The organism is Paraburkholderia sp. BR10872 (assembly GCF_040965835.1).
Classification (GTDB): domain Bacteria; phylum Pseudomonadota; class Gammaproteobacteria; order Burkholderiales; family Burkholderiaceae; genus Paraburkholderia; species Paraburkholderia nodosa_A.
On record NZ_JBFRCN010000060.1, the window covers coordinates 15,478 to 41,162 of the forward strand.

The window sequence follows — 25,685 nt, forward strand, 5'->3', positions numbered from 1 at the left end:
AAGCTGGAAATGACCTATTGATGAGGCTGGCTGTGCTGAAACTGCTTATTCCCGTGCTCGGTGCCAAAGGGGCAACCGAAGCGGCGCGTCACGGAGCGTTCCTGTTTGCGGAGCGATGCGTATCCGAGGTCGAGATCGTCGAGGTACTCGATGATGTCGCGCAAGGCCGTGCCGTAGCGTTTCATTCACCGGCGGCGTTGCACAGACGGGAGAAGCAGGCGGCGCTCGATGCGCTCATGAAGACGCGGGCGATTCTCGATGACGCAGGCGTCCCGTACACATGGAAGCGCGTGTTCGGGCCCGCGGAGCGGACCATCGCACAGTGCGCAGAGAATGGGCATGCGGACATCGTGGTGCTTGACGCAAGCCACCTAGGCTTTTTCCACAGATGGGCGGTCCTCGCCAGGCTATGGCGACTGACTTCAACACCCGTAACGATGCTCCACTGAAGTCTGCACCGCACTGGGCGGCGTAGGGTCACACGACTCGCAGTCGCCGCAGTAGCGCGGACATCGTCGTGCCCTGAACGAAAATCGAAAAGGCGACCACGGCAAAGGAAACGGTAACGATTTCTTCGCGACGCGGCACGCCGGGTGGCAAGCCCATTGCGAGCGCCAGGGCGAGAGCACCGCGCATTCCGCCCCAGAACAGGATATGTTGATGCCGCACGTCGATGCGCAGTGACGTGCGCGTGAAAAGCATGCAGCACGGGTAGACAGCCACAGCGCGGGCCACCATCACGACTGCCACGGCGATGCCGATCGAAGCCCACACCGTTTCGTACTCGCGCTGAGCCTGCTGAATGCCAATGAAGAGAAAGATGAACGAATTGGCGGCAAATACCGCGTATTCAAGCACGTTTTCAACGGCTTCCCGGCCTCGCTTCGTCATCGGATTGACCGCATTGCGCGTCCCCATCACGAGACCGGCAACCAGCGTCGCCAGCACACCGGACAGGTGAAGGTTTTCGGCGAGCAGAAACGACCCATAGGCCGCGATCATCGCAAACGCAATCTCGACGAGGTGATCGGCGGTGCGGTGTAGCAGTGACAGCACCACGTTGCCGATCAGCAAGCCGCAAAGGACCGATCCGAGAAGCACGATGCCCGATATTCTCAGCACGTCGACAGGGTGAACGTGCGCGCCGCCCACGAATGCCAGCACAACGCGAAAGCCTGCTGCTGCCGTCCCGTCGTTGAACAGGCTTTCTGCCTCCATCAAATGCCTGAAGCGTCCCGCCACGCCAGCCTCCCTGAAACTCGCCAGGACAGAGACGGGATCCGTGGCGGCGATCAACATGCCGAAGAGCACGCCGGAAATCCATTCCCAGTGCAACAGGTAATGCACGCCTATCGCCGTTACGCCAGCCGATACGAGCACACCGACGATAGCTAACGTCTGGACTACGGCAAAATCCCTGCGAATTTCCCCCCAGCGCATGTGAAACGCCGCCTCGAAAATGAGCGGTGGCAGCAGTACGTTGTAGATGAAATCCTGGTTGAGGGGGATAACGGGAAATCGGGAAGAGGCCAGGAGCGATAGGGCGACCCCAGCGATGACCAGACCGACGCCGTACGGCATATGCAAGCGCCGCGCGAGCATTGCCACCGATGCCGAAACGAGCAACAGGACTTCAAAGAGGCCGACGTTAAAGTCCATCCGGACGGCTCCGATCGAGGGGTACAGAAGTTTCGCTGCGTCTGGCCTGATTCGGCCTATGGGTCGCGCTGTTGGGCAGACCCCATAGTATGTGCGTTACCCTGTTATCGGATCATACGCAGGGGAAGGCCCCGGTTGCTATTCGAGAGGCTCGAGTCATGTCAGCTATCAAACGCATCGTTCCGGGCGGTCCCGCCTGTCAGGCCGCATCGCACAGAACGACCCGCTACCCTGCGGAGCACGTCTCGTTGGCAACCGACGCCAGGAAGAGGCTGCGTGCCCCTGCACCGCATCGCAAGTTCGGGCGCGGCAAGGTCGGCGTCGGTGGCAAAAGCAGCGAAAAATAGGTATCTGCGACCATCGTGGGTCGGGCTGCAGAAGCACTGATTCCGGCAGTTTCTTGTGCCACGTACAGGTTCGTGGTGCTGAACGAATCACGTTGACGACCCGTATGCATAAACCTAGACTATAAGAGTCTTCGCTAAAGGGGCTGATGCCTTGGACACCAGTAGTTGTCGATCTTCGAACGGTCTTCCTGCCTGAGTCTGCAGGGCGTCTGCGCCCGTTTTTGGCCACCGTCCTGCCGTCCGGCAGGCGGTGCGCGTCCCGGTAATACCTCCCGTGCACCTTGATGATTAGCGCCATGCAGGTGCCGCGTTTGCGTGCGCTTCGACTGGCATCATGCTGCGAACATTCCGCTCGCAGCATGCGTTCGTTCGCGTGGGAACGTCATAGGCACAAAGCGCCGGACGTGGCCGGCAACCAGGAGGAGTCTCAATGCCAGCAAGTGACAATTGTTCCTTGTGCCGCCGCCTGGCGGTTAGCAGACGGTTACGGCGCCCATGAGGCGCGGCTTCTTCGTGTCTGTCGGCTATCCGCACTAATGCGTCAACGCCAGGCACCGGATCGCTGCCCTCTGGGACCGTTTGATGGCGAGTATTTCGTAGCTGGTCGCGTAAATTGAACCACTCTCCTTCGGCAGAAGCGGGCGATGCGTTCACGTCGCGATTCCGCTCGCTCGGGTTCGCCGGAGGCGGGCATTTGCGTTTCGGTAACCCGAAACAGCGGGGAGAAACAGCATGTCAATCCAGACGGAAAGCTCATCGTCGGCCGGCGGCGTGCTGGAGCGCAGTGCGGTCCTGGACGAAGCGCATCTTGGCGATATAACCGGTGCGTTGGGCACCATCGCACGCCACGACGTAGCGCCCCGAACCCATTGGTGGGCGCGTCTGCGCACGCTTCTGGCCATTCTCGGCCCAGGCCTCATAGTGATGGTGGGTGACAACGATGCGGGCGCTTTCGCCACCTATACCCAGGCGGGACAGAACTACGGCACCACGCTGTTATGGACACTCCTGCTGCTTGTGCCGGTACTCTACGTGAACCAGGAAATGGTACTGCGACTGGGCGCCGTGAGCGGAGTGGGGCACGCGCGCCTGATTTTCGAGCGCTTTGGCCGCTTCTGGGGCGCGTTCAGCATCATTGATCTTTTTCTGCTGAACGCACTGACGATCGTTACCGAGTTCATCGGCATTACGTTCGTGCTCGACTTCTTCGGCTTTTCGAGGCTCGCCGGCGTTTGCATTGCCGCGGCGTTGACGATGGCGGCGGTCAGCACGGGAAACTTCCGGCGTTTCGAACGCTTCGCGATGGTGCTGTGCGTACTGAGTCTGCTGCTGGTGCCGGTACTGGTGTCGATCCACCCGCCGGTCGGGCAGATGACGCGTGACCTCCTTGTTCCGGGATGGCCCGCTCATTCGAAGCTTTCCAACGTCATGCTGCTCGTGATAGGCATCGTCGGGACGACGGTTGCTCCGTGGCAGTTGTTTTTCCAGCAGAGCTACGTGGTCGACAAACGCATTACGCCGCGCTTCATCCGGTATGAACGGGCTGACCTGTGGATCGGCATCGTGTTCGTGATGATTGGCGCGGTCGCGATGATGGCCTTCTGCGCGGAACTGTTCGCTGGCAAGCCTGAATTCGGCAATTTTACGGATGCAGGTGGCGTTATCGCCGGTCTGGAGAAGTACGCCGGCTGGACGATGGCGGCCCTGTTCGCCGTGGCCCTGTTCGACGCCGCGATCATCGGCGCGGCGTCCGTGTCGCTGTCGACGGCCTACGCCATCGGCGACGTGTTCAGGATTCGCCATTCGCTGCACCGCAGCGTGTTTGCCGCAAAGGGCTTTTATCTCGTGTATTTCGGAATTCTCGCTGGGTCGGCGGGGCTGGTCCTGATTCCGGGAAGCCCGCTTGGTCTACTGACGCTGGCCGTGCAGACGCTCGCAGGCGTGCTGCTGCCAAGCGCAACTGTGTTCCTGCTACTCCTGTGCAATGACCGGGAGGTACTCGGTCCATGGGCTAACTCGCAGAAGGTGAACCTTTTCACGGGCGCGGTGATCTGGGTGCTGGTGATGCTGTCAGTCATCCTCACCGCATCTGTGATGTATCCCGATATGAGTGGAGAAACCATACTAAAGGTGCTCGCGGGCGGCACTTTGTTGGCGGTCGTGGGCTATCTGGTCACGGTTGGGATCCGAAGACTGCATCGTGAACCCACGGACGCAGTCGGCGGCGAGCCGCTGGTGTATCCGGAAGACGCACGCCGTTGGTGGCGCATGCCGCCGCTCGACGAATTGCCACCGCCCAGACTGACTCTCGCCAAGCGGATCTGGATGGGGGTACTGCGCGGCTATCTGTTGATCGCGGTTGCGCTCGTGATCGTGAAAGTCGCGCAACTGATGTTTCTTATATAGCCAGAAAATCCGGGCACCGTCCGTTATTTGGCTCGCGGGCGGCGCATCTCCACCAGGCCATCGGGCAGCAGTTCCGGGGAATTGTGATTGGGGCGGTGGTGAGCCGCATCTGAGAGCTGTCCGCCCGCACAGGGGACTACGACAGAGGTGGTTGGAAGGGCGCGTCGCGAGGTCTCCGGACGTGATGCGGCTTCGGGTTACGGCATCAGGAGTCGATGATGAAAAAGCACATTCTCGAGATATCTGTGGTTTTTGCCCTGATCCTGGTCGCGACGTTTCTGGCTGCCGATCGAAATTGCTCGATGACCACAACAAACGTAGCGCAACCCGACGCTTTTTCTGCGAACGGACCGCAGAATGGCGGGGCGACCCACTGCCTCGTCTATGGGAAATACTGCCTAAGTAATACGCTACGCAGCGGATAGCCTGCAAGTGGATGTCTTCTCTCAGGCGAGTGGGAGTCGTTCCCTGGGTAGTACACAATACATGCCGAATGTCGCTTCTTGCCGACTGCTCCCTGATGAGGTCGGCAGGAGCCGGCCCTTGTCTGCCAATCGTCGAATGTCAGCAAATGGCCGCTGCGGATACAAATTCGGACGGACATCTGACGGGATAAACGGCAATAGGCGAATGAAATTGATCTAAGCGCACAAGCTGCGTGCAGTCGTACGATTCTGACCAGAACGCGGCGGCAACATTCAGGTACCAATTGAGTCGCAATCGCATTTTTCTACGCGATACCCTCATTTTTTCACTACGTTTACGCGACATGGCTTACCCTGACACAGAGTTGAAACCGGAGGGACATCTGGATGCTGCTGATGGGTCCGTATGGACGCATCGCAGCTTTCAACTCGCGGCGACGTTCGTGCGCGCTCGTGCGAGTCGTTCGCTGCCGAGCGCTTGAACAAGCACGCACGGTGCAGTCGTGCGCCTCAACATCGATAAGGAGTCGAAATGTCGGACCCTGACAGTTATCCCCTATGTCGCTCACCTCTGTCTTTGTTTTTAAGCGAGGAAAGCAAGTAGACCTTTGCCGCCGCGCCAATGATCCGCCCGGTCTTCCGTGTCTACTGGCTTTCCACAATAACGCGTCAAGCCAGACGCACGGAGCACAATCATGAACTTCGGCCTCCTCCTGTCGAACCTGCCGCACGTCGACGAAGCACGTGTCCAGTACGACGCGATACTTTCGCTGCAAACGCAGGAACACCACCGGTTCGCCGCCTTCTGGCGCCGCCTGAAAGCCCTCATGTCCTGAGCAACTGTGGGGCTTCCCACCATACGCGGGCTACGCCGTCGGTCAACGACATACGTCCCTGAAGCTCACCGCTTTCGGGCAATGGATCAATGCGCTCGCGACGCGCAAAACGCTTAGCCGGATAGTGCGACGACGCCCGCGGCTTCGCCGCACGACCCAGTTGACCCGGATATTGCCGAAGCGTATGGACGTTGCCGATCGTCGCGCTCGCTTTACCTGGATCCAGCCGCGCGGCAGATTCCGGTGGTGGTGAAACTCATCACTCCCATATCGTGGCAGCAACTGCGTCCCGGTCCTCGAACGCACCGGGGCGTTGCTACCGAGCCGGCCCTGCTGCGTACGAGCGGTAGTCCGCCGTGAACTGCGGTCATTCGCGCTGCATTCGCGGATGGCTGTTGATGGCCGAGGCTGTGTCAAAACCCGCGCGATCACCTAGACTGAATCAACCTGTTAGCGGGAGAGGCGGAGGTGGGGCGATTTGTCGAAGGTGCGAACAGCAATCAGGCAACGTTGCTGCCGGAATGGACAGTTGAGCATGTGTTCGGCACACTCAAGCACTGGATGGGATCGACGCACTTCCAGACGCGCGGACTTGGCCATGTCGGAGCTGAAATGAGTTTGCATGTGCTGGCCTACAACCTCAAACGCGTCATCAGGATTCTCGGGGTCGCAAAGACGATGCGTGCAATGAAGCTGGCAGGCACGTGAACTCGCGTGCCGACGCTGTTTGCCAGTAAACACGATTGCGTCATCTGCCGGTATCTCGGCCTAACGCAACGGCGCTTCCCACCGGGCGTCACCGGTCCACCGTTCTGCGCTTTTTTACACGGCCTCGGCCGATACCTGTAGTTCGAAATTGACTGCGCAGCAGGAGCGCAGGCCGATCAGATGACTGCAAAGGCGCTCCAGCAGTTTTGCGTACCGAGGCGCGGTACTCATGCCGGGTGTTCAACGCGATTGAGGTCTACGAAAAACGACGCGAGATCGTCCTTACCAAACGTGGCGACCGCCTGCGGTTCGAAGCAGTGCGCGAATGAAGCGTTCGAACATCACCGTGTGCTGCACGATAATCCGGCAAGTACCTTCGTGCGGCAGACCCGGTCAGGAATGTGCCTTCGCGGAACGATTCCGAGCGGTGCTACATCTGCAGGCAATTCGCCATCAAGCCGACGGATGATCGGTGCCGCGTAGACCTTCCAACACCTCATCGCGCCATTCGCTTTTATTCGCACGGGAAGCTTTAATACCTCAATACCTGAACGTCGCCGACGCTTTCGATGCGGGACTGTCCGGTTGGACATTGAATGCCGTCCTCATCATATTGAGGCGATAGGCCACGCGCCGCGGGTAGTCTTTGGCGCCACCGCTATAGCGCCGGAGCGCGCCATTGACATCGCCATCCGACGCCGCGATGTAGTCATGCAGGATCGATGATCCGATGCTGACATTGGTACCCGCATCGTTCAGATCGGAGGTGCGAAGGACGAGGTCCTTGTGCTGCGAGGGCAGGATTTGCATGAGCCCCCTCGCCCCTGCCACGCTCACGGCGAAGCGGTCGAAATTAGATTCGACCGCGATGACGGCAAGAAGCAGGATCGGCGAGATCGTATCGCGTTGGGCGGCATGCACCACTGCCCGTCCAATCTTCATTGCTTCCTGCAAACCCACGTGGAACCGCACATTGAGCATCGTCGCGATGTCTTCAGCCGTGGGGCTACCTGGGGAAGTCGCCTCGGAGACGGGGTCGGGCGGCGCAACGACCGATGCGTCAGCGCCGTAGGTCATGCCGCTGAGCGATCCGGTGGCCAGCAGTGCAGCGAAAACAATCGCGCGAAGGCCACGGGAACGAGCGCGCGGCAGATCACCGAAATTGTTGTTCATGTTCGTGAGCGTTTAGCAAGTGAAACAGCTTGAAAGGCTATGCCGCGTGAAAGAACAGTTTCAGAAAAAGGTGACCTTCAGGCGAAAAAATTGCGTAAACATTCCGTGATTTTTTTCTACCATTTACTCGGGATATATACGTAATCCACAAAACTTTGCAGAAGTCCGCCTGCGATCGGTGCGAGAATCTTTACGTGGTCAAGCGATCATTGGCGTCGATGCCACCCTCACATTCAGGATTGGTCATGCTGGGCTTGATGTTCTGGAAACACGCGAGCGGCGAAGAGACCGAAGAAACCCACGAAGGTCAGTTGAACACCTGCTGCCAACGCGAGCAGTGGCTGAAGATGCTTGTCCTGTCAGGCGCAGCGATTGTCATTGTGGCCGTCGCTCTCGGCCTTCCAATCGTCGGCCTCTCGGTCTATCTATTCGCGTCGGTGCCATTCATTCTGTTTGGCTCTTGACAGCGGGCGACGGACCCCGAGGGGGGCAGGACGGGCCGCTTTGCTGGTCGGGGTTGAGACGTGTTTTATTTTTTTGCTGTCAAGTTACAAAAATCCGGAAGTTCGCCGGAACCTCTGGCGCGGTCTGGCGTCACCCCTCCATGACGCCGCGCCTCCGGACGTTTACTTTTTCTGTGGAAGCGATGGCGGAAAGGCGCAATGGAGCGGGCGGGGCACCACGGGATGCTGCACCAAAGGATGTAGTGGGAGGGCGCATGCTGGCGCAATGTGCATGGCACGCACCATTCGGACGTACTGCTGCGACTTCGCGGACGCACACTCTACGTGAAATGCTTAAAGGCAGCGCGCCTTGCATGTGCAAAGCGCGCGGTGGGCGAATCGATCAGACATCCTTACAAAGGAGGAATGAAGCAGAGCGCTTCATCAAATCGCGGCCGTGCATCCACTTCAATCGTTATCTTCGACACGAACGGGAATCGTCATTGATGAACCAGACAACGAAGCGATCGATCGAAATCGACTTTTTCAGGGGTTTCGCATTGATTGCCATCGCGCTCGATCACATCCCGTCGAGCGTGCTTTCGCATGTGATGCTGCACAACTTCGCGTTCTGCGACTCCGCGGAAGTGTTCGTGTTCGTGAGCGGCTACGTATGCGCGGCGACCTGGCTCTCCATCGCCGAGCGCAAGGGAGAAAGGGCGGCCAACCGTCGCTTCTGGCGGCGCGGGCGCGAGGTCTACGCCGCGTATCTGTGCACCGCCGCGCTCATGCTCCTGTCGGGTGCCGCCGCGGCGATGCTGCGTGTCGATTCACCGCTGGTGGCCGAGTCGGGCTATCTGCGCTTCGCCGCGCAGCCGTTCACGATGCTCGCCAATATCGCGGTCTTTCGCGATCAGCCTTACCTCGCGGGCGTGCTGCCGATGTACATCATGCTCGTGACGGTCTTGCCGTTCGTGATGCCGCACGCGCGCCGTTCGCCCGATGTCGTGCTGGTGGGCAGTTTCGTGCTGTGGTTCGGCGGTTGCTGGCTTGCCGCGTGGTTGCCTGCGGCTCCGGGCGCGTCGTGGCCGTTCAATCCGTTTGCCTGGCAGGCCATGTTCATGCTCGGCCTGCTGTGCCGCCTCTATCGCGTCTCAAGTGCTTTCCAGGTTTCGTTGGCGGGTCGCGCGTTGACCGTGTCCGCTGTGTCGCTGGTTGCAACGTTCGCGTTCATTCAGCTCTTCGCGGATCTGGACCCGCAGCCCGGCTACATGAAGCAGAACCTCGCAAGCGTGCGGATCGTGAATTTCGCCGCCATTGCCTGGCTGGCCGCGCAGGCGGTGCGCAAGGGCTGGATAGCATGGCTCGCACAACGGCTGCCGGCCGTCATCACGGTGGGGCAGCAGGGCCTGGTGTGCTTTGTGGGCGGCGCCCTGGCCTCCAATGCAATCGACACGCTCCTGCGCGCAACGCATGTCACGGATTCGCTACCCGCGAGGCTCGCCGGTGACCTGCTCGCGATCGGCGCGCTGCTCATGCTCGCGGGCGGCGCGCGACGACTGAAATCGGTACGGCCGCGAGTCGCGCTTACGTGAAACATCGAAGGTGAGTGTTTGCGGGAGACGATACCGGCTGGCAATAAAAGGACGGCTAGACAAGAGGAAAGCGGCCTCGTACCGATGGTGCTGATGCAGACAGGCGAAGTCGTGTTCGGCGGCCCAGGCTCGGGCCTCTTCAGCATGGTGATCGATGCGATGCTGGCCGTATTCATTGCCGGCCTGATGATCGGCCGCGCACCGGAATATCTCGGCAAGAAAATCGACGCGTTCGAGATGAAGATGGTCGCCGTGGTCATTCTCTCGACCCCCATCCTGGTGCTGTTCGGCACCGCAGCGTCCGTGCCGGTGCCGGCCGGGATCGCAGGCATTGCGAAGCCCGGCCCACATGGGTTCAGCGAGATTTTCTACGCGTTCTCGTCCGCGGCAAACAACAACGGCAGCGCGTTCGCCGGCCTGTCGGCCAATACGCCGTACTACAACTGGATGCTCGTGATTGCGATGTGGTTTGGCCGCTTCGCCGTGATCGTACCCGTGCTGGCGATTGGCGGATCGCTCGCGGGCAAACTTCGGCGAGAAGCGGAGCCGGGTACGCTGCCGACGCACAGTCCGCTCTTTGTCGGATTGCTGATTGGTACGGTGGTCATGATTGCGTCGCTCACTTATCTGCCGGCGCTCGCGCTGGGACCCATTGCCGAGCAATTGAGCTCAGCAGTCAGGCATTAGCCGGACGCCGGCCGGCTTTCCCGCCCACGAGCTGAAAAACCTCGGGGCTTGCTCTACGAGTTCGTTGTCTCGAACTCAATGAGATCCGCGCACGGATGACTGAACTCGAGGACGCCCTGTCGGCGCTCATGATCTCTACGCAGAACGTTTATGAAACGCTGAATCCCTTTTACGCGATTTTTTGATTGAGTCCCGTAAGCTTCGATGCAGGGAAGTCACAATGCTGCGACAGGACTACCGTATGTCTACTCTGGTGCACCTTACACGTCGAACCAAGCTTCCAGATCCGGACGATTCCGGAACCGGAATTGATCGCCGGCGCGCGCGTCTGCAGTGCATGCGCGCGATCGGTATCGCCGGAGCGCTCGTGGCTTGTGTCGCGGTCGCGTCGGGCTGGGCCGTTGTGGGTCTTGCCGCATACGTCGCGTCGCTCGCGCCGCTGATCATCCTTTCCTGGTGAGGCAGGAGGCGCCATGCGGTGTACGCCTGTTTCGATACAACCTGACGTCAGCTTCACGCAGGATTCAGTGGACGCTGGCCGGGTGATCATCAGGCCATTTGATCCCGGGCACAACCTGAATTCGCAGATCACGAAACTGCTGCACCGGGCGGCCGCGTCGGTCGGTGTCGCGGGCAACCTCCCGGTCCATTGCCAGCGAAGGGAGCGGACGGTGCATCGGGACACCGTGGACGAGGCGTGCTTTATCGCCGTGTGCAAGGGTCGCCTCGCGGGAACGCTAACCCTGCGCGCGACAGACCCGGCTTCGGCCTGCCGGCACTTTCGGCTGCCAGATGTCGCCACGGTGCATCGGTATGGTGTCGAACCGTCGCAGCAGCGGCGGGGCATCGGCCGCGCGCTGCTTTCGTTTGCCAACCGCTGGGCGGCGGCGCACGGATATATGCAACTGGCCCTGGATGCGCCGATGAACGCGCACCGCCTGCTAGATTTCTACCACGGCCAAGGCTTCAGGCTGGTTGATACCGTCCGCTTTCCTGGCTGTGAATACGAGAGCGCCGTCCTGAGCCGGCCGAGCCTGCCCGGCTGGCCGTGTTCCCCAACGTCGCGTATTAGCTATCGCTCGCGATAAGCAGGTATCGCCGCGTACCATTGCCCCAGTGGGCGCTTTAGCAGAGAGACGCTGGAATGAGAGCAAGACATGAGAAGCCCGACCCTCAGGTCACGCATGCAGGAGCCTCGCCCCGCGGCCGAGGTGTGCCGCGCAGGCGCGCACTAGTCAAAATTGCGGTTCTGGTCGTGCTCGCCAACCAGATCCTCACGACGGCGTTTTCCTTCCTTGCGCACCGTAATTATCCCGACGTCGCGCCTGGCCTCACGGTGCTGTTCAGCTTCGCGTTGTGCGCAATCCTGATTGTCTGGATTCGCACGGACGCGAAGCTCGCATGGGAGGACGCGGTCGAGTCTGGCTTCGTCAGGCCCGTCGCGATCGCTCGTGGCGGCATGGTCGCGATCCGCTCGGAATGCCCGCGCCGCTGGCTGGTCGTGCTGCATGTGGAATGGGAGGGCGGATTGGCCGTGACGGAGTAGTGCGGGACCTTTACGATCTTTTTACTTGCCAGTCTGCCACTGCGTAATACAATGTTCGAAAATGAATCACACAGAGCCGTTCATATGAGCGCCATCCGAAGTTCCCGTCCCCCGAGTCGTTTCGCTGCCTGACAGGCAGGACGTCTGCGTCTCTTTCCTTTGAGCCACCGTCTTGCAATCAGGCAAGCGGTGCGCATCGTAGTCATTCCCAACCACCAATCGCGCCAGCCGGATAGCGCAACTGCGCCTCTGCAGGCTCGCAGTGCGGCCGCGTCCAGCTCCAGGCGGGTTGCCAGAACCCGGAATCGGGTCGTGTGGCCGACGTAGGTCCTGCTTCAAGCGTGGTTATCGCAGCGCGTGGATGTTCCGCAAACGGGCCGATTGGTCTCCTTGTGAAGAGGAGTACTTATGAGAAATCCAGGTGTGAAGGATCGGAGGGCGGGTTCGGTGCGACTGAGTGCGCACGAGATGGCAGCATTGATGCTGCTCGGCTATGCGCCGGTCAAGCTCGAGGTGGAAGATCCCGACATGATTGCCCTTCAGGATGCAGGACTTGCGCGACGGACTGAGTATGACCCTGGTTGGCAGGAATTTTCGATTACGAACGAGGGCAGGGACATGTTGCGGGCACTTGATGCATTGAACGCCTCCTGAAGACGTCACTGAAAGGCTCGCTGCATCAGGCACGTTATGAATGTGGTGGCGTTCTCCGGAATGAGGCACTGCGGATAGTCAGTGTAGTCAGCAAACATCGCCACCGCTCTTAAATTTCAATTAAACAGCACTACTTATTGATTACCAGTTGTATAAAGGAGCGCACCATGTTTGAACTCAGCAAGCAATATTCTCGCGAAGCGATTCACTCGGCCTGCGGGGGCAGCAAGCAGGCCTTCCTTCCCGCGAAGAATGGAAGGGTCGTGGCTGCCTGCCTGCGGATGGATCTGAATCCGCAGGCGCGCCGGACGTCATCATCTGCGACGGCAGTGCTTCGGGGCGTGCTGCTGGCAGGACGCTTGCGGCTCAGCGGGACGCGATTCCGGTATTCATCAAGATCGAAGTCGACTCGTACCGCTTCGTCGGTCTATTCGCAGTGTGCGAGTCCCTGACCGCGCCCCTCGACTGTGCGCCATATGTGAGCAACAGCGGGTTCACGCCGGGCCAGGTGTCCCGCGTCCTGAAGATGAGGCGTTGCCAGTGAGTGTTCGTCAGCGACCACGAGGCCGTGAGGGCGGCATGGTGGAACTCATGAAAGAACGCGCGGCTGCTCATGGCCGCCGCGCATTGCTGAATTGAGGTCGAGCCTCGCGCCCATCTCGACTGCGCGGTTAGGCGGCACCCCCAGGTGGGTGGTCGCATCCAGTTCGTTTTTGCGCAGCAGAATAAACATACGCAGGTAAGAATTGCGTGCCTCCCGCCCGGTGTTTACGACATTTTTCCTTGTGACACGCGGGCACTCTCCTTAGACTGGCGCACCACGTTGGTCGAGCGATGAGGACAAGGATGAATACGCCGGACCCCCGCAAAGAGAAACTGGCAAACCCGGACGAGGTGATGTATCGCCATTTGCTTGCGCGGATGCGCTGGCGCGGATGGCTCAAGGTGGTCACGCTGACGATGGCGGTCGATCAGTTGCTGATTGCAGTGTTCTCGTTTGCCGCGCGGAGTCTTGATCCCAGCATTGGCGAAACGCCAACGCTCATCTTCAGTTGCATTACGTGCATACTGGTGAGCAATTGGCTGGTTTCGGACGCGCGCGCAGCGTGGGTAAGCGCGAAAAGAAGCGGCTACACCGGCACCGCGATAGACGCCGTCAAAGGCGAGAGTGTCGTGATTGCGGCGCGCTGCCCACGTCGCTGGTTGGTTGTTCTTCATATCGAACTAAATCCGCAACTCGTCATGCGACGTTAGCGATGGCGGCGCAATTAAAGTGGAGTCCGCCACGGTATCCGGCCTTCGAGTTCCGCGGAAGGATCTTCTTTCCGCTCGTTCAATGAAGCAACATCACCGGCACTGAGCACACGCGCCGCAGGCACGCGAGCATCGTCCACTTGCGCAGAAAGCCTCGTCCACGCGCATCTACCACAACGATATCAACATTCGCTGCTTCAACACACGCGGCGATAACGCGCGCAGTCGGCCCGGCGACATGCCGGGACGTGTAGGGCACACCCGCATCGTCGAGGATGGCGCAAACGTGCTGCAACGGCGTAGGCGTGAGCGCTCGGTCCGGAGACAGCGATCCGCTCCGCGATTTTGCACCGGCGTGTGCATGCCCTGTTGGCTTGCACACTTCGACGACTTCGATCATCGAGACGCAGCGCTCCGCAAAAAGAAACGCGCTATGCCGCGCCGCTTCGGCTGCGCCGCGACTGTCGACAATGGGGATGAGTAGTTTTAGCATGGTCAGGCCTCCCATACGAGAGGCGCGAGCGTTGCGATACAGACGGCAAACCCAATGACTGGCTCGCCGATTGCGATCGAGGTCATCGCTGCGGCCGCACCCAGAAGTGCAACAACATGGAGGTGCGCGCGCACGAGGCGCCGGCAGTTGAACGAGATATGCCGCGGCCCGATCTCGCATATTTCGGGTGAAGAATACGTGTGAGAATCAAGCGAACGCTGTGAGTAGGTAATCGACATGAATGCCTCTGGTTAATTGATGTGGATATCGACTCCGTGACGCTATCGAAACATGTATATACGGCACACAGACATGTCGTCGGAAAACGTAAACGCGGCGTATATATTTCCTCGAGTTTTTCGGAAATGCATCTTTTTACGCACGTTTTACGCGAAGCTCGCTACGCTAGGTTTCATCGACACAACGCACGCACGACGTGCCCCTTCGCATGGCTTACGCACACTTGCTTCCGGTTCCCGATACGCCGTCGGTTTTGCGCCGTTTGAGCGGCAAACTCTTGCCGTACTGCGCGCCGCGCGCCTGGCTCGATATCACGCTCTGCGGTAAATCATTGGCCGACACGCGTTCGCATCTGACGCTGCTGCTGCACTCGCCGCTCGGCGTCTATGTCACGCGCACAGGCGAGCAGAAGAACTCGATCCACGTTCGCATCGAGATCGCGCCGGAGGATTTCGACTTCGTCCTGCATGCGCTGCTGCACGCCGTCCCCGAAGCGACGGTGAGTTATCTGCGTCCGCGTATCAATGCGAAGGTGAATTGACATGTTCAATGGAATCTGGATCCCGCTCGTGACGCCGATGCGTGGGGGGGCGGTCGACGTGTCCTCACTGGAAGCTTTGACAGATCGCCATGTAGCGAGCGGAATTGCCGGCTTCGTCGCATTGGGAACCACTGGTGAGGCCGCACTGCTCGACGCGCGGGAACGCAGCGTGGTGTTGCAGGCGATCACGGAGGTCGTCGCGGGGCGGTTGCCGGTCGTGGCAGGCGTAGGAGGCATCGACACCGCGGCGTTCATCGACGAAATCCATCGTCTGCAAACGTGGGATCTTGCGGGATATCTGGTCTCCGCGCCTGCTTATCTGTGTCCGGATCAGGCCGGTCTTATCTGGCATTTCGAACAGATTGCTCAAGCCACAGAGCGCGATATCGTGCTATACGACGTGCCGCATCGTACGGGCGTAGGGCTCGCGGCAACGACGGTCGCAAGACTGGCGCAGATCGCCAACATTCGCGCAATCAAAGCGTGCGCCCGTGAGCGATTCGCAGCGTTTGGGACGTTGCCCATCGCCATGCTGTGCGGCAACGACGACTCGTTTCTCGACTGTCTGCGCGCTGGCGCAACCGGCGGGATCCTTGCGAGCGCCCACGTCTGCGGCGATCTGCTTGCCGCAGTGCAGACACTGTTCTGCGCTGGCAAAGGCGACGAGGCGTGCAGACTTTTCGCATGCATCGAGCCGGTCGTGCGTCTGCTGTTCGCTGCGCCGAACCCGAGCGCTATCAAGACGATGATGTCGCTCGACGGCAGCATTTCTGCCGAAACGCGCATGCCGATCACGCCGGCGCCCGATACGCTCCTTCGGCGCCTGCAAGCGGCGCGCGCCACGCTTGATGAGTTACGGGCATCAATGCCGGCTTACGGCGCGGTCGAGAGCTGATTTTCGCGCCTTCGCACAATTCGAACCCGCGCGCGACTCGCTCCCTACATGTGCCACGTGGGCTCTGGATTGGACTGGGGATGAGCCGGCGCATGTGGGCGTGACGCTGATTTTGTCTTCCCGCTAACGCGTTTGCTTGCGCGTGACGGGGTGAGTGTGCCCGCTGATTAACGGCGACGCCGGGTTGCCACGCCCAGGCTGTAGGTGCAATTCTACATAAATATAATGATCGCACTTTCATATTGCAGTCCTTACGATTTTGGACAGCGTGCCGGATGTCGAGCACGGTATCGAAAGGGGGACATGAAGATCGCGACGCGGCCGGCGAGCAGCGACCAGGCGCGAAGCGCCGATGACTTTATCACGCAGCCGTGCCGAAGGGGCAAATTGCCTGTACGGGCCGAAGGCACTCAAGCCGGCCAGCCGAGATAGCGCCATACGTCGGCACGCGCCGCCGCGATGCCACCGGCACCGGCAACTTGGGCTAGCGCGCTGGCTCTCCAGTCGGACCAGCGAGGATCGAATGCGAACGCTCGAAGCCACTTAAGGGTCTCGATCCTATAACGCGCAAACCAGCCGTCGATCTTCGTGAAATCCGCTTGAATGTCGCTTGCGCTTGAAAACGAGCACTGTCGTGCGACGTTTTCCGCGGCGCTGCGGTAGACGTGTTTTGTCATGCCGTCGCGCGCACGTGCCGGCCCGGAAAACGCCACATCGTTCCACCCTTTTCGCGAGACGACTGTCGCCGCAAAAAACGCGATCTGGTCGAACAGATAGAAGGCCGCGAGATAGTTCTGGATGACCCAGAACCCATGTCGAAAGAGCGCCGCGTCGTTGTGCCGGATGACGCGCGGAGCCACGTATCCGCGTGCGTATCGCGAGGCCGCGTGGACGTCGCAGTAGATTTCTTCCGCCGAGATATCGGATGCGCCGTCGCGCATCAGGCGCGCGCACATGTCATCCAAGATTAGCGCTTCGCGCGCACGTTCTTCGCCTTCGAGGCGCGCGAGAAATTTTTCGCCGGCGCGCCGCACCGTGTCGACGAAGTCTTCGAGCGACGGCCTCAGTTGCTCGATCACGGGGTCATGCAGGATGACGCCAAGACGAAAGCCGAGATGCAACCATTCGTGAATCAGCGTGAGATGCTGCAGGCTGTCCGCTGCGAAGCGCGCCAGTTCCTTGTAACGCCTGCGGAACTGAGCGTCGGGCAGATACGGCTCGGGGGCGAGAATATCGGCCGCGGTGCGGCCCCTGGCGACGAGTTGGAGCTTGAGCGTGAGCGCGAGACCCACTTCAGTTTCGCCAAGGATGGAGAGCTGCTCAATCAGGAACAAGGTTACGACATCCTGCAGTGCGGTTGCGCTGTCCCAGTATGCACCGCCGGTCACGAGGAACGGCATGGTCAATCTGCAAAGCGCATTCACGAATTCGAGCCAACGCGAGTCCCAGATAATCGTGTGCTCGCCGCGCCAAGTGCAAATCTCGGTGCGGGCCATCGGCGACGAGATCGACAGAAAGCCGATCTCGCCGCTGAGAATCATGTTGCTGCAGCCGGCGATCGCCTCCTCGTCGAAGGGGATTGGCCCGCCTAGCGTGTAGAGATCCCGCTTGATGTCCAGCAGGTCGGCGAAGTCCGGATTGTGGGCGAGTTCAATCCGCTTTGTCATCGTTGAATTCGGTGATGCGACTTTCCAGAATCTGTTTCAGATCCTCGCCCGACATGCCGCGGATGTCGAGTGTCGTCGTCTTCGGGCCTTTCTTGAGGACGACCCGACGCAGCGCGTCGCGCTTTTGCCAGGCAACCAGCACGGCGGCCAATGAACTGATGATTGCGGGCAGGTTATGAAAAACGTCGTGCACGACGGCGGTGATGATCGGATCTCCCCCAATGACGCCCGTGGAGCGGACCACCTCGACGCCCGGCCCGGCACCGATCTTTTCGAGCACGTCCGCTTCGGCGACGCCGACGATATCAATCATCAGTTCCATGTTGGTCTCCAGATGAGTGCTTCATTCGTTCGTGTAACTCGATCCCAGAATGCGTGCGGGGATGGCGGAGGTCGTTTTAGGTGGCCCATTGAATGATAGGTGAAGGCAGGAGGCTCGCAAGATACGAAGGGAGGGCGGGAGGGTGGCGCGGCGCTTGATATCCGCATTGCCGGCCACCGCGAACTGCGCTCACGCAGGCAGTGAACCGTCGGGCGGCTAGGTCCGGGATCTATCCGAGGTCCTATAGCAATGCAACGGCTGGATGCCGGCCTGCGAAAGCCGGGTACCGCTCCGTGCGACCATTTCGCGGGGAATATGCCGCGTGGGTTGCCCGGTGGCAGGAGTAGACGAGAGTCGCTCCGGGCCAGTGCGCATGAAGATTAACCACTGCTGGCCCCACGACGCGCGGGCCGGTTTTCTTCCGCAACAGCCGGCGCCAGTCCGTCGTTGAACTGATGCGGCCGTATCCAGTTGTACCGGTGCATCAGGTAGTGGCTGATATCCCGATGCGCTTCCGTTCAATGGCTGATACGTGACCGTGAACGGACATCCATTGGGCGATCTTGAAGGGCCGACATTGGCCGGTCCTGCCTGCTGTGAACGCTTTCTCGTGGCTGCCTCCGTCGCGTCGGCGAATGCACCAAACTGCCCCGTTGCTGCCGGTCAAGTCGTCGGAGGTGCGACGGCTGCTCTCAGAGTCCAACCGTCATTCGCTCGCTATCGTCGGGCCTTAGCTTGTCGGCCATTGCAGTCAATCACGGGTTATGCGGCTCGAACTCGGCGAACGGCCGGCCGTGCTTCGAGCCTTCCCGCTCGCCAGACCGTCTGCCAGTCAGGCTCTGCTGGCACGTCGCACGACCCCGTGGCTGCGGATTGTTTCGAGGGACGCTGTGCGTGACGCGTTGGCAACAGCGTCACCGGCTTCTTCGCCGCATCCAGGACCCGCTCCCGACCCGCTGTCGCGACGAAGGATGTGCCCACTGACCGGTCCTCACCAACCTTGAATACGGCCACGGCTTCACGCAACGCCTGCGCCTGTTGGGCCATCGACTGTGCCGCGGCCGAGGCTTCCTCGACCAGGGCGGCATTCTGCTGGGTCACTTCATCCATCTGCGTGACGGCCTGATTGACTTGCTCGATGCCGGTGCTCTGTTCTTCGGACGCCGCCGCAATCTCGCTCATGATGTCACTTACGCGCTTGACCGACTGAACGATTTCGCTGATCGTACTGCCTGCTTCCTCAACGAGTTGCGAGCCGGTGTCGACCCGAGTGACCGACTCGCCGATCAGTTCCTTGATTTCCTTGGCTGCCGTCGCGCTGCGCTGGGCGAGTATGCGGACCTCGCCGGCGACGACGGCAAATCCGCGTCCCTGTTCACCGGCTCGGGCTGCCTCGACCGCGGCATTGAGGGCAAGGATGTTGGTCTGAAACGCGATCCCTTCGATCACGCTAATGATTTCGGCGACCTTGGCCGAACTTTCCGTGATCCTGTGCATCGTGTCGACCACGCGCCCCACGACTTCTCCTCCGCGCTGCGCGTATCCCGACGCCGTACTGGCCAACACGGTTGCCTGCTTCGCGTTATCGGCGTTTTGACGCACCGTGCTCGTCAGTTCTTCCATGCTCGAGGCAGTTTCCTCGAGCGAAGCGGCCTGCTCTTCGGTGCGCTGCGACAAATCAGTGTTGCCCTGAGCGATTTCGCCCGCCGCCACCGAGATCGACTCGCTGGAAGTCTTGATGCCCTGCACGATACGAGTCAGCTGGTCTTTCATGGCGCCTAGCGAGAACATCAAGCTCGAACGGTCTCCGGACTTCAGCTGCAACGCGACGCGCAGATTACCCGCTGCGATGTCGCTGGCCAGCGCAGCTGCATCGCGAGGCTCGCCGCCAAGCTGTTTCGCAATGCCACGGGCGATGATCAGCGCCACGCCCAGCGCAACCGCAGAAGCCGAGACGATCAGGGCGATCACCAGCACGATTGCGTGCGAATAGGCCTGACCGGCTGCCTCGCCTTCCTTGGCCGCCCCAGCCTCGTTGACGGCCACGATCGTCCCGATATCCTTTTCCATCGCGTCACGAAGCGTGCCCGATTGTCCCTGCATCAGCGCCATCGCTTCTGCCTGTTTGTTCGCTCGTCCGAACGCACGGATCTGCTGGTCGACTTCGAGATACTTCGACATGAGCGTCTGGATATCGGCATACGCCGTCTTCTCTTCCGCCTCGGTAATGAGCTTCTCGTACTCGGCCGATGCGCGCCGGTAGTCTGCAAGGCCGGCGTCGATCCGGGCGTCCGCTTCCTGGCTTGCGGACGGCGTCTGGGCACCGGACGCGCGGTATTCGGCGAGGCTAATCGCACGCAATCCCGCTTGCATCTGCAAGCTGCTGCGCACGCTGGGCAACCAATTATCGCGGAGTTGGGCAACGTGATCGTTTTCACTGCTGACTTCGAATACGCTGAACGCGCCCAGTCCCACCAACAAAACGATGACCGACGAGAATCCCAGGATCAGCTGCGTGACCACCTTCAGGTTTTTGAGAGATTGCACGGTTGACGCCTCGCGTTGAGAAGAAATCGGCGGCCAAAGTTCGACTGGCCCGGAGGAAGCAAATTGAATCAGCTGACCTTCGTATCGGCAGCGAACCGCCCGCCTTAAGGAAATTGCGGGATTTCCCCTAAATGCATACGTTAGATGAATCTTTTCAGCTTCGGGGATTCAGGCTACCCTTGCAGCCACCCCTCGGTCTCACGCGAAAGGCACAACAGCGCGGCGGTTTCAGGTTTCCGCCCGTTGCCCGGAACGACCGGATTACTTTAGCCGGTTGCGTGCGTCAAGGACTGCTCGCCGGGAAATGCCGCTCCCCGTTGAACGCGAGAACCCGCGGCGGACCCAGCCGTTCGGGCGTGCGGATCATCTATCTCAAGATCGATCAGGCGAAGGTCAATGGGAACAACTTCACGATCCCCCGTTCCTTTAAGGGATGACGGTGGCTACTTCATGGGTGGCGAGGACGTTGACAACAAGATTGTCCGCATAACGCCGTCCGGTCCCGCCCAACAGGCCGACCGGCGATTTGAATCCGAGCGCGAGGGAAGGCGATTAGGTGTGCGTCGGCGTGCCTTAGTCTCTTGTCTGAGACGAAGCCGACGTTCGAGTGACCGCTCCGCTATACCAGCCAGAGTCTGTTCCTGGCCGCCTCGCGCCCGACGACAGAGCGCAACGAACCTTTCCGGGCGGGTAGGCGATGCAACAGGCATAAGCCGGCCCGAAGCGGGCATCCGCTCTCTCCAAAGCAGTGGTGTATGGCTTCATTTCCCAGTCGGGCGGCGCGGTGGACGGCCTCGAACTGGCCCGGCGCGCACGGGACATGCGACGCGGACTTCGGGTGGTCGTGGCATCGGGGCATATCAGCCCCTCGCGCCATGGCGACGGCGAACTTGACGACTTTGTCTTCATTGCCAAGCCCTACCGGCTGGCTGAGCTTGCACGGGCGATGCGGCGCGCTGCGGAGGCGTCACGCCGCGCGCAGGACGCTTGAGCGTTACGCAGGGACCGTGCATGCGGCAGGCCTGCGGGAGGGCCTGGTACGATGGACGACGCGGTGCTGCGCGGGGGCGCGCGGCACTTGAAAATTTCGGCGGAGGAAACTAAGTTACAGGCAGTTCCGGCGGTATGCGCCAGACGGATGGCCGCATACCGTATTCCGGTTTGTGTGCCCGCAGCGCGGCAGCCGAAACGGAGCGCGCAGCCCGTTGTCTGCCTGCTGTGGTCGAAGGAGAAGACGATGAGCCATCTTCCTTCGCGCCCCTATGGACGTCGTTCGTCCACCCGCATGTGTCGCAAGCGCGGCGTGGCTGCCCGCAATCTGCTGCAAACGGCAGATAAATGCAGGGCGGCCCGCTATGGTTTCGCGTGCGTTCCCGCGGCATCGGCATATCCCTGAGGGCGATGACGTCGCGGCTCGCATCCAGCCGCCCGGGGCACGCAACCGGTGATCACCGTATTGCAGCCAGCTAGCCTGTCGTAACGCGACCGAGGCACTGTCGCGCGGTCGGGTCGGGCGATGCCACGGGCGAAAATTTCGCAATGCTTCCCGAACTGTGCGATGCCCAACCGACGCACGCCCAGTCCGGGACCGGAACTCGTGAGCTGAATCATGAAACCCAGGTACCTCCTGCGCTGCGCGCGTCGCGACAGAAAGACTCGCGCGGCTGCCACCAGAAGAAAATCGTTGCCGGCAAGCCTCGCGGTTCTCGTCGGCGTGTGGTCGACTGTGCCCGCAGTGGGGAGTCCGCCGGGCGCTCCGTTACCCGTCAGGCACGTGCTCCGGGTAAGCGGCGAGACGCCTCAGGACAATGGGAGGCGCGCGGGGGACGACGCAAGCGGAAGCCGGCACATCCAGCAATCCAGATCGCTGTGTGAAGACACCGTGGCCAGCGACCTCTATGCCCGCGGGGGCCGATCGGCGGCGCCGCTGCTGCCCGTCCATGTGGAACAGCGCCTGGGAGTCAGGGAACGCGAGGTCTGCCCGAAGATGAACATCCGCCACGAACCGCAGCCTGATGTGATTTTTCCGGTCTCCTGAGATCTGCGCTCGCACGCTCAGGCGCTCCCGGCTTTAACCCGCAACATACTCCGCTGCGGCATCGTCGAGCAAGCGGCGCGGATTAAGGTCAAAGCGGCATCGCTGTGTAGCGGACAATATCGGAGAAAACGTCCGAAGAAACGGGCGCGCTCAGCAAATGCAAAAGTGGCCGCTGGCGTGGCCATGGATTTGCGCACCCGCTTGACACTAGACCGCTAATGGGAGCGTCTGGAGAACGAATAGCGTGGCTTTGCGGGATTGCAGACGAACGTGCGCAACTTCCGGATCACCGCGATCGGCACCGCCGCCGTGCCGTTTGCCTATGTGCGGATGGGAAGGTCGAACCGCAGACGACGTTCGGACAGGTCAGTGCCCAATCCGCTTTCAGCTTTCCGAATCAATCCCCGCCCCGGGATTCCCTCAGTTTTGCTGATAGCGGTCACGTACCGGTACGTGGCCCCATTGAGTGCTCTCGCCTGCATGCGGATGTCTGCGCAATTGTCCGGCTCATTGGCCGACAGGCCCCTGGAAAAGCGGACCGGGGGGAGCGTCACTAACGCGTCATAACGTTCGACAAGGTGTCCTAGAAAAACAGGAAGGGGGGTGAGAGACCCTCTCACGCAAGCCTCCCGTTCTCCTTGAAAAGCGAATCTGAATTCTCGATCCTGATGCCCGGATTGGCCAGGTCGATTCCGCGCTTTATCTGCTCGGTCCAGATCTGGCTATCGGGAAACCAGAATGCGTTTTCGCGTGGAGGCGCGACGAGCTTCACCCGCAGGGAGGGGTTGAAGATTTTCGACCAGGCCGAGAGATATGAAGGCGTCTTGATCAGATACCCGCAATTTGAGAGAAGCAGGCTCGCGACCAGTGCTTCGCGGCCGATTGCGAGCCCTGGATGTCCGCTGAAATGCACGGGCTTCTCGCCTGTCGCGAGCAACGTGGCGGGCGCGACGTTGACCGGCACGGCAAAGTTCCAGTTCAAGAAAAAATCAAGGAAAGCCTGCTCGTCGCTGGATACGAAAATGTTGGTGAGATGGGGTTCGTCGGCAAGCGTTCTCTCGACCGTACGGCAAAGTGTATCCCGCTCGATCATATGGGCCTCGAACTTCTTGTCGGTGCCGCGAAAATGGACCCCGAGTGTCGATGCGCCGATACCAAGACGCCGGCGGATTCGATCGACTTCCTCGCGGATCGATGCGGTTGGCCGGTAGTGCGATAGGAACAGGGTGCTCGCCCGCTCGAGCTCAAGGCCGGATTCGTAACGTCGAAAACCCAGATCGCCGAGATCGCTTGCGACGGACGTCCGCAAACGCCGGCACACGGCAACTGGCGCGGTCGACGGCGCGAGTTTTTCAAAGCATTCGGCCAGCCAGTCGATTTTTCCTTGCGCGTCGCCATAACTGCCGCCGCGCGCGGAGACGACCGGCGTCAGACGGTTTTCATCGCAGTACAGCAGGATGCATAACACAATCTGCATCACGGAGAAAAAGCCTGAACTTGCACGGATCTCTATGACGAAGTAGCCACGGTTGAGGCGCTGCATCGCATGCAGGGAAAGTCGCGCTGGCGTATTGAGCGCATTCTTGAAGCCTTCGCTGCGCCGGATTCGTCTTGCGAACTCGATGAAATCGTCGAACATGCAAATTCCCTCCTGTCGCCGCAATATCTCACGGCCGGCCAGCATTACTCCATGGATTCAGTTGCCGCGCGCAAAGGTACGGCATTCTCGAACACATTATTTGATTAGCTAATATTATCAATTCAAAGGGCGGCGAGGGAGTTTGTCGAAACTTGCTCCAAGCTAACCGACACCGGCATGCATTTTTGGGCGAAAAAAACAGGACTATGTGGGGCGTCGTACGAATCCCGCCCCGTAGCCATCCATCTGGGGATCCAGATCGGTAAAACGGGCTTGCAGCGAGATCTCAGACACCTAACGATGCTCGAAACGAGCCGCCTCAACCTCTGCGAATGCTAAGGTGGCCCACGCAGGCAGCGGTTCCCTGAACTGCGCGGAGTGCGTCCAGTCGGTTCAAAAGGGGCATGCACATTGTGTTCGCGGGTTGCAGTCAGCCGCGAACTCCCTCCACGCCGTTGAGCCGCGCGCGCCAGTACGAGCTTGTTGCCGCAACATGTCGCGCGCAATCACACAAAAGCCGCCGGTTCTGCAGGAAAGCGGCGGCCCCAAAAGGACATGCTTCCAGCGAGGGAGTTGCTGGGGTTGCGGAGTGTCGGTGCAACCGTACAGGAAGGTAGCAAGGGAGGCGCTGACCGTCCATGCTCCAAAATATCGTTGGCGGCTGCAGCAGAGATCTTGTCGCCGATCGCCGCGATGATCGCGCCGACCGATAAAGGAAGGCCCGTCACGTCCCAGGGAATACAGCGGGCATCAGAGATCCGGGAGCCGTTGCGATAGCTTCCGGGAACGGCCGCGTCGGGGACGCGCTTGAATGAGACGGTGGCAAACGCATCCAGTGTTGTGCATTGTCCGAATGGCAGACAGGAGTCAGCGTCGACCAGCACTTGCATGATCCGTGGTGGTCCCGCTGTGGGTTGGCTCTACGGATGACAGCAAGTGGGCTCGCGCACGACGGCTGCTATCGCGTACGGGGGCGAAGTTCAAGTGTCCTTGTGAAGGCACGAGGCAATGACAGGACTGGGCCGGGTTTGCCTTGGCTGTTCTCGGCGCGGTTGTTCATGCGCGCGGCCGCTTTGACGAAGACGTGCTTCACATGAGCGAGCTGTGAGCGGTGGTCGCGGAATTCGAGACCACTGCGAAGCGCGCGCTGGGCGGTGCATTCCTGGCTTTCATCGTTTCCTCGTTATCGGGCTGCGAATACATGTTTGGCTGTCCGCGCATGGAAACGGAAAGAAAGCTGCGTGCTAACCTGTCCTCTAAAAACTTGGAGGCACTTTGAATGGACTTGGACGATCTGCAGGCTGCCTACGAAGCTTTTGCAGAAGTGAAAGGCAGATTCGAAGATCAGGTGAATGCGATGACGCGTGGAGGCTCCAGCGATTTCGAATTGCTCACGCGACTGCTTTCGGAGCTCGACGTGGTGCAACGGCGCTTTTCGGCGATCGCCACCGAGCTGCTCGCCGGCAAAAGAGGCTGGTGATCGGTTTCTCTCCCTTGCGTGGGGGATCAGCAGTTGATCTCGGCGAGCGCTTTCGCTGTCTATGCGATTGCGTCCTGAAGATCGCCCAGC

At 60.4% G+C, this 25,685-nt stretch carries 25 protein-coding genes and 4 pseudogenes; 19 read left to right on the forward strand and 10 right to left on the reverse strand.

Annotation, left to right across the window (positions count from 1 at the left end; translation table 11 throughout):
* Positions 1-32 precede the first annotated feature (32 nt).
* Entirely contained in the window at positions 33-449 is a 417-nt protein-coding gene (locus AB4Y43_RS33500; protein WP_368729739.1) for a universal stress protein, read from the forward strand.
* A 28-nt stretch (positions 450-477) separates the two neighbouring features.
* Here AB4Y43_RS33500 and AB4Y43_RS33505 read toward each other — a convergent pair whose 3' ends face one another.
* Complete coding sequence (locus AB4Y43_RS33505) at positions 478-1,659, reverse strand: cation:proton antiporter (RefSeq protein WP_368729740.1); 1,182 nt, start codon at positions 1,657-1,659, stop codon at positions 478-480.
* Between the two features lie 1,079 nt (positions 1,660-2,738).
* Here AB4Y43_RS33505 and AB4Y43_RS33510 point away from each other — a divergent pair.
* The 3 genes and pseudogenes from AB4Y43_RS33510 to AB4Y43_RS33520 form a co-directional block, all read left to right on the forward strand.
* Positions 2,739-4,412: an NRAMP family divalent metal transporter gene (locus tag AB4Y43_RS33510; protein ID WP_368729741.1), complete on the forward strand. Its 1,674-nt coding sequence runs from the start codon at positions 2,739-2,741 to the stop codon at positions 4,410-4,412.
* Positions 4,413-5,532: 1,120 nt separating this feature from the next.
* Entirely contained in the window at positions 5,533-5,673 is a 141-nt protein-coding gene (locus tag AB4Y43_RS33515; RefSeq protein ID WP_176733011.1) for a hypothetical protein, read from the forward strand.
* Positions 5,674-6,198: 525 nt separating this feature from the next.
* Positions 6,199-6,381 (forward strand): annotated as a pseudogene (locus AB4Y43_RS33520) (transposase); the annotation flags it as partial.
* A gap of 540 nt (positions 6,382-6,921) precedes the next feature.
* On the opposite strand, the gene AB4Y43_RS33525 reads toward AB4Y43_RS33520, so the two are convergent.
* Positions 6,922-7,554 carry a transglycosylase SLT domain-containing protein gene (locus tag AB4Y43_RS33525; RefSeq protein ID WP_368729742.1) on the reverse strand — a complete coding sequence of 211 codons (633 nt, stop codon included), beginning with the start codon at positions 7,552-7,554 and terminating at the stop codon, positions 6,922-6,924.
* 245 nt (positions 7,555-7,799) lie between these two features.
* Between AB4Y43_RS33525 and AB4Y43_RS33530 the strand changes: the two genes are divergently transcribed.
* The 8 genes and pseudogenes from AB4Y43_RS33530 (at position 7,800) to AB4Y43_RS33565 (ending at position 13,023) form a co-directional block, all read left to right on the forward strand.
* Entirely contained in the window at positions 7,800-8,018 is a 219-nt protein-coding gene (locus tag AB4Y43_RS33530) for a hypothetical protein (protein WP_069268970.1), read from the forward strand.
* A gap of 485 nt (positions 8,019-8,503) precedes the next feature.
* Positions 8,504-9,592: an OpgC domain-containing protein gene (locus AB4Y43_RS33535; RefSeq protein ID WP_069268969.1), complete on the forward strand. Its 1,089-nt coding sequence runs from the start codon at positions 8,504-8,506 to the stop codon at positions 9,590-9,592.
* Positions 9,593-9,664: 72 nt separating this feature from the next.
* A pseudogene (locus tag AB4Y43_RS33540) lies at positions 9,665-10,279 on the forward strand (potassium-transporting ATPase subunit KdpA); the annotation flags it as partial.
* Between the two features lie 220 nt (positions 10,280-10,499).
* Positions 10,500-10,739, forward strand: a complete 240-nt coding sequence (locus tag AB4Y43_RS33545; RefSeq protein WP_368729743.1) for a hypothetical protein — start codon at positions 10,500-10,502, stop codon at positions 10,737-10,739.
* 67 nt (positions 10,740-10,806) lie between these two features.
* Positions 10,807-11,367 (forward strand): GNAT family N-acetyltransferase, encoded by a 561-nt coding sequence (locus AB4Y43_RS33550; protein WP_368729744.1) that lies wholly within the window; start codon positions 10,807-10,809, stop codon positions 11,365-11,367.
* Between the two features lie 56 nt (positions 11,368-11,423).
* Positions 11,424-11,825: a hypothetical protein gene (locus AB4Y43_RS33555; RefSeq protein WP_368729745.1), complete on the forward strand. Its 402-nt coding sequence runs from the start codon at positions 11,424-11,426 to the stop codon at positions 11,823-11,825.
* 408 nt (positions 11,826-12,233) lie between these two features.
* On the forward strand, positions 12,234-12,479 hold the full coding sequence (locus AB4Y43_RS33560) for a hypothetical protein (RefSeq protein ID WP_083245676.1): 246 nt from the start codon (positions 12,234-12,236) through the stop codon (positions 12,477-12,479).
* A 167-nt stretch (positions 12,480-12,646) separates the two neighbouring features.
* Positions 12,647-13,023 (forward strand): annotated as a pseudogene (locus AB4Y43_RS33565) (hypothetical protein).
* A gap of 45 nt (positions 13,024-13,068) precedes the next feature.
* On the opposite strand, the gene AB4Y43_RS33570 reads toward AB4Y43_RS33565, so the two are convergent.
* The gene (locus AB4Y43_RS33570; RefSeq protein ID WP_176733010.1) at positions 13,069-13,212 is read right to left on the reverse strand and encodes a hypothetical protein; all 144 of its coding nucleotides are present in this window, start codon (positions 13,210-13,212) and stop codon (positions 13,069-13,071) included.
* A gap of 113 nt (positions 13,213-13,325) precedes the next feature.
* On the opposite strand from AB4Y43_RS33570, the gene AB4Y43_RS33575 reads away from it, so the two are divergent.
* Positions 13,326-13,733, forward strand: coding sequence for a hypothetical protein (locus AB4Y43_RS33575; RefSeq protein ID WP_368729746.1), 408 nt, complete (start codon positions 13,326-13,328; stop codon positions 13,731-13,733).
* Positions 13,734-13,812: 79 nt separating this feature from the next.
* Here AB4Y43_RS33575 and AB4Y43_RS33580 read toward each other — a convergent pair whose 3' ends face one another.
* Complete coding sequence (locus AB4Y43_RS33580; RefSeq protein ID WP_368729747.1) at positions 13,813-14,241, reverse strand: universal stress protein; 429 nt, start codon at positions 14,239-14,241, stop codon at positions 13,813-13,815.
* A gap of 433 nt (positions 14,242-14,674) precedes the next feature.
* On the opposite strand from AB4Y43_RS33580, the gene AB4Y43_RS33585 reads away from it, so the two are divergent.
* Together AB4Y43_RS33585 and AB4Y43_RS33590 are read left to right on the forward strand one after the other, a co-directional pair.
* Positions 14,675-15,007 (forward strand): hypothetical protein, encoded by a 333-nt coding sequence (locus AB4Y43_RS33585; protein ID WP_368729748.1) that lies wholly within the window; start codon positions 14,675-14,677, stop codon positions 15,005-15,007.
* A 1-nt stretch (position 15,008) separates the two neighbouring features.
* Complete coding sequence (locus AB4Y43_RS33590; RefSeq protein WP_368729749.1) at positions 15,009-15,902, forward strand: 4-hydroxy-tetrahydrodipicolinate synthase; 894 nt, start codon at positions 15,009-15,011, stop codon at positions 15,900-15,902.
* 410 nt (positions 15,903-16,312) lie between these two features.
* Here AB4Y43_RS33590 and AB4Y43_RS33595 read toward each other — a convergent pair whose 3' ends face one another.
* The 4 genes and pseudogenes from AB4Y43_RS33595 to AB4Y43_RS33610 all read right to left on the reverse strand — a co-directional run bounded on the left by AB4Y43_RS33595 (position 16,313) and on the right by AB4Y43_RS33610 (position 20,438).
* Positions 16,313-17,569, reverse strand: a complete 1,257-nt coding sequence (locus AB4Y43_RS33595; protein ID WP_368729750.1) for a hypothetical protein — start codon at positions 17,567-17,569, stop codon at positions 16,313-16,315.
* Positions 17,553-17,891, reverse strand: coding sequence for a hypothetical protein (locus tag AB4Y43_RS33600; protein WP_368729751.1), 339 nt, complete (start codon positions 17,889-17,891; stop codon positions 17,553-17,555). Before AB4Y43_RS33600 ends, AB4Y43_RS33595 begins: the two co-directional genes overlap by 17 nt.
* Before the next feature lie 380 nt (positions 17,892-18,271).
* A pseudogene (locus tag AB4Y43_RS33605) lies at positions 18,272-18,406 on the reverse strand (IS3 family transposase); the annotation flags it as partial.
* A gap of 247 nt (positions 18,407-18,653) precedes the next feature.
* Positions 18,654-20,438: a methyl-accepting chemotaxis protein gene (locus AB4Y43_RS33610; protein WP_368729752.1), complete on the reverse strand. Its 1,785-nt coding sequence runs from the start codon at positions 20,436-20,438 to the stop codon at positions 18,654-18,656.
* Between the two features lie 751 nt (positions 20,439-21,189).
* Here AB4Y43_RS33610 and AB4Y43_RS33615 point away from each other — a divergent pair.
* The 3 genes from AB4Y43_RS33615 to AB4Y43_RS33625 all read left to right on the forward strand — a co-directional run bounded on the left by AB4Y43_RS33615 (position 21,190) and on the right by AB4Y43_RS33625 (position 22,476).
* Positions 21,190-21,429: a hypothetical protein gene (locus tag AB4Y43_RS33615; RefSeq protein WP_368729753.1), complete on the forward strand. Its 240-nt coding sequence runs from the start codon at positions 21,190-21,192 to the stop codon at positions 21,427-21,429.
* Between the two features lie 51 nt (positions 21,430-21,480).
* A complete protein-coding gene (locus AB4Y43_RS33620) occupies positions 21,481-21,834 on the forward strand; it encodes a hypothetical protein (protein WP_368729754.1) in 354 nt (117 codons plus the stop codon).
* A gap of 486 nt (positions 21,835-22,320) precedes the next feature.
* Complete coding sequence (locus tag AB4Y43_RS33625; protein ID WP_368729755.1) at positions 22,321-22,476, forward strand: hypothetical protein; 156 nt, start codon at positions 22,321-22,323, stop codon at positions 22,474-22,476.
* Positions 22,477-23,092: 616 nt separating this feature from the next.
* Here the strand turns inward: AB4Y43_RS33625 and AB4Y43_RS33630 are convergent.
* On the reverse strand, positions 23,093-24,115 hold the full coding sequence (locus tag AB4Y43_RS33630; protein ID WP_368729756.1) for a hypothetical protein: 1,023 nt from the start codon (positions 24,113-24,115) through the stop codon (positions 23,093-23,095).
* A 506-nt stretch (positions 24,116-24,621) separates the two neighbouring features.
* The gene (locus tag AB4Y43_RS33635) at positions 24,622-25,005 is read right to left on the reverse strand and encodes a hypothetical protein (RefSeq protein WP_368729757.1); all 384 of its coding nucleotides are present in this window, start codon (positions 25,003-25,005) and stop codon (positions 24,622-24,624) included.
* Between the two features lie 395 nt (positions 25,006-25,400).
* Here AB4Y43_RS33635 and AB4Y43_RS33640 point away from each other — a divergent pair, with 395 nt between their 5' ends.
* A complete protein-coding gene (locus AB4Y43_RS33640) occupies positions 25,401-25,595 on the forward strand; it encodes a hypothetical protein (RefSeq protein ID WP_368729758.1) in 195 nt (64 codons plus the stop codon).
* Positions 25,596-25,685: the final 90 nt, after the last annotated feature.

Excerpts from the sequence above, each read along its gene's own strand:
- AB4Y43_RS33505 (WP_368729740.1), bottom strand. The coding sequence starts at position 1,659 with ATGGACTTTAACGTCGGCCTCTTTGAAGTCCTGTTGCTCGTTTCGGCA.
- AB4Y43_RS33510 (WP_368729741.1), top strand. The coding sequence starts at position 2,739 with ATGTCAATCCAGACGGAAAGCTCATCGTCGGCCGGCGGCGTGCTGGAG.
- AB4Y43_RS33515 (WP_176733011.1), top strand. The coding sequence starts at position 5,533 with ATGAACTTCGGCCTCCTCCTGTCGAACCTGCCGCACGTCGACGAAGCA.
- AB4Y43_RS33525 (WP_368729742.1), bottom strand. The coding sequence starts at position 7,554 with ATGAACAACAATTTCGGTGATCTGCCGCGCGCTCGTTCCCGTGGCCTT.
- AB4Y43_RS33530 (WP_069268970.1), top strand. The coding sequence starts at position 7,800 with ATGCTGGGCTTGATGTTCTGGAAACACGCGAGCGGCGAAGAGACCGAA.
- AB4Y43_RS33535 (WP_069268969.1), top strand. The coding sequence starts at position 8,504 with ATGAACCAGACAACGAAGCGATCGATCGAAATCGACTTTTTCAGGGGT.
- AB4Y43_RS33545 (WP_368729743.1), top strand. The coding sequence starts at position 10,500 with ATGCTGCGACAGGACTACCGTATGTCTACTCTGGTGCACCTTACACGT.
- AB4Y43_RS33555 (WP_368729745.1), top strand. The coding sequence starts at position 11,424 with ATGAGAGCAAGACATGAGAAGCCCGACCCTCAGGTCACGCATGCAGGA.
- AB4Y43_RS33560 (WP_083245676.1), top strand. The coding sequence starts at position 12,234 with ATGAGAAATCCAGGTGTGAAGGATCGGAGGGCGGGTTCGGTGCGACTG.
- AB4Y43_RS33570 (WP_176733010.1), bottom strand. The coding sequence starts at position 13,212 with ATGTTTATTCTGCTGCGCAAAAACGAACTGGATGCGACCACCCACCTG.
- AB4Y43_RS33575 (WP_368729746.1), top strand. The coding sequence starts at position 13,326 with ATGAATACGCCGGACCCCCGCAAAGAGAAACTGGCAAACCCGGACGAG.
- AB4Y43_RS33580 (WP_368729747.1), bottom strand. The coding sequence starts at position 14,241 with ATGGGAGGCCTGACCATGCTAAAACTACTCATCCCCATTGTCGACAGT.
- AB4Y43_RS33585 (WP_368729748.1), top strand. The coding sequence starts at position 14,675 with ATGGCTTACGCACACTTGCTTCCGGTTCCCGATACGCCGTCGGTTTTG.
- AB4Y43_RS33590 (WP_368729749.1), top strand. The coding sequence starts at position 15,009 with ATGTTCAATGGAATCTGGATCCCGCTCGTGACGCCGATGCGTGGGGGG.
- AB4Y43_RS33595 (WP_368729750.1), bottom strand. The coding sequence starts at position 17,569 with ATGACAAAGCGGATTGAACTCGCCCACAATCCGGACTTCGCCGACCTG.
- AB4Y43_RS33600 (WP_368729751.1), bottom strand. The coding sequence starts at position 17,891 with ATGGAACTGATGATTGATATCGTCGGCGTCGCCGAAGCGGACGTGCTC.
- AB4Y43_RS33620 (WP_368729754.1), top strand. The coding sequence starts at position 21,481 with ATGGACGACGCGGTGCTGCGCGGGGGCGCGCGGCACTTGAAAATTTCG.
- AB4Y43_RS33630 (WP_368729756.1), bottom strand. The coding sequence starts at position 24,115 with ATGTTCGACGATTTCATCGAGTTCGCAAGACGAATCCGGCGCAGCGAA.
- AB4Y43_RS33635 (WP_368729757.1), bottom strand. The coding sequence starts at position 25,005 with ATGCAAGTGCTGGTCGACGCTGACTCCTGTCTGCCATTCGGACAATGC.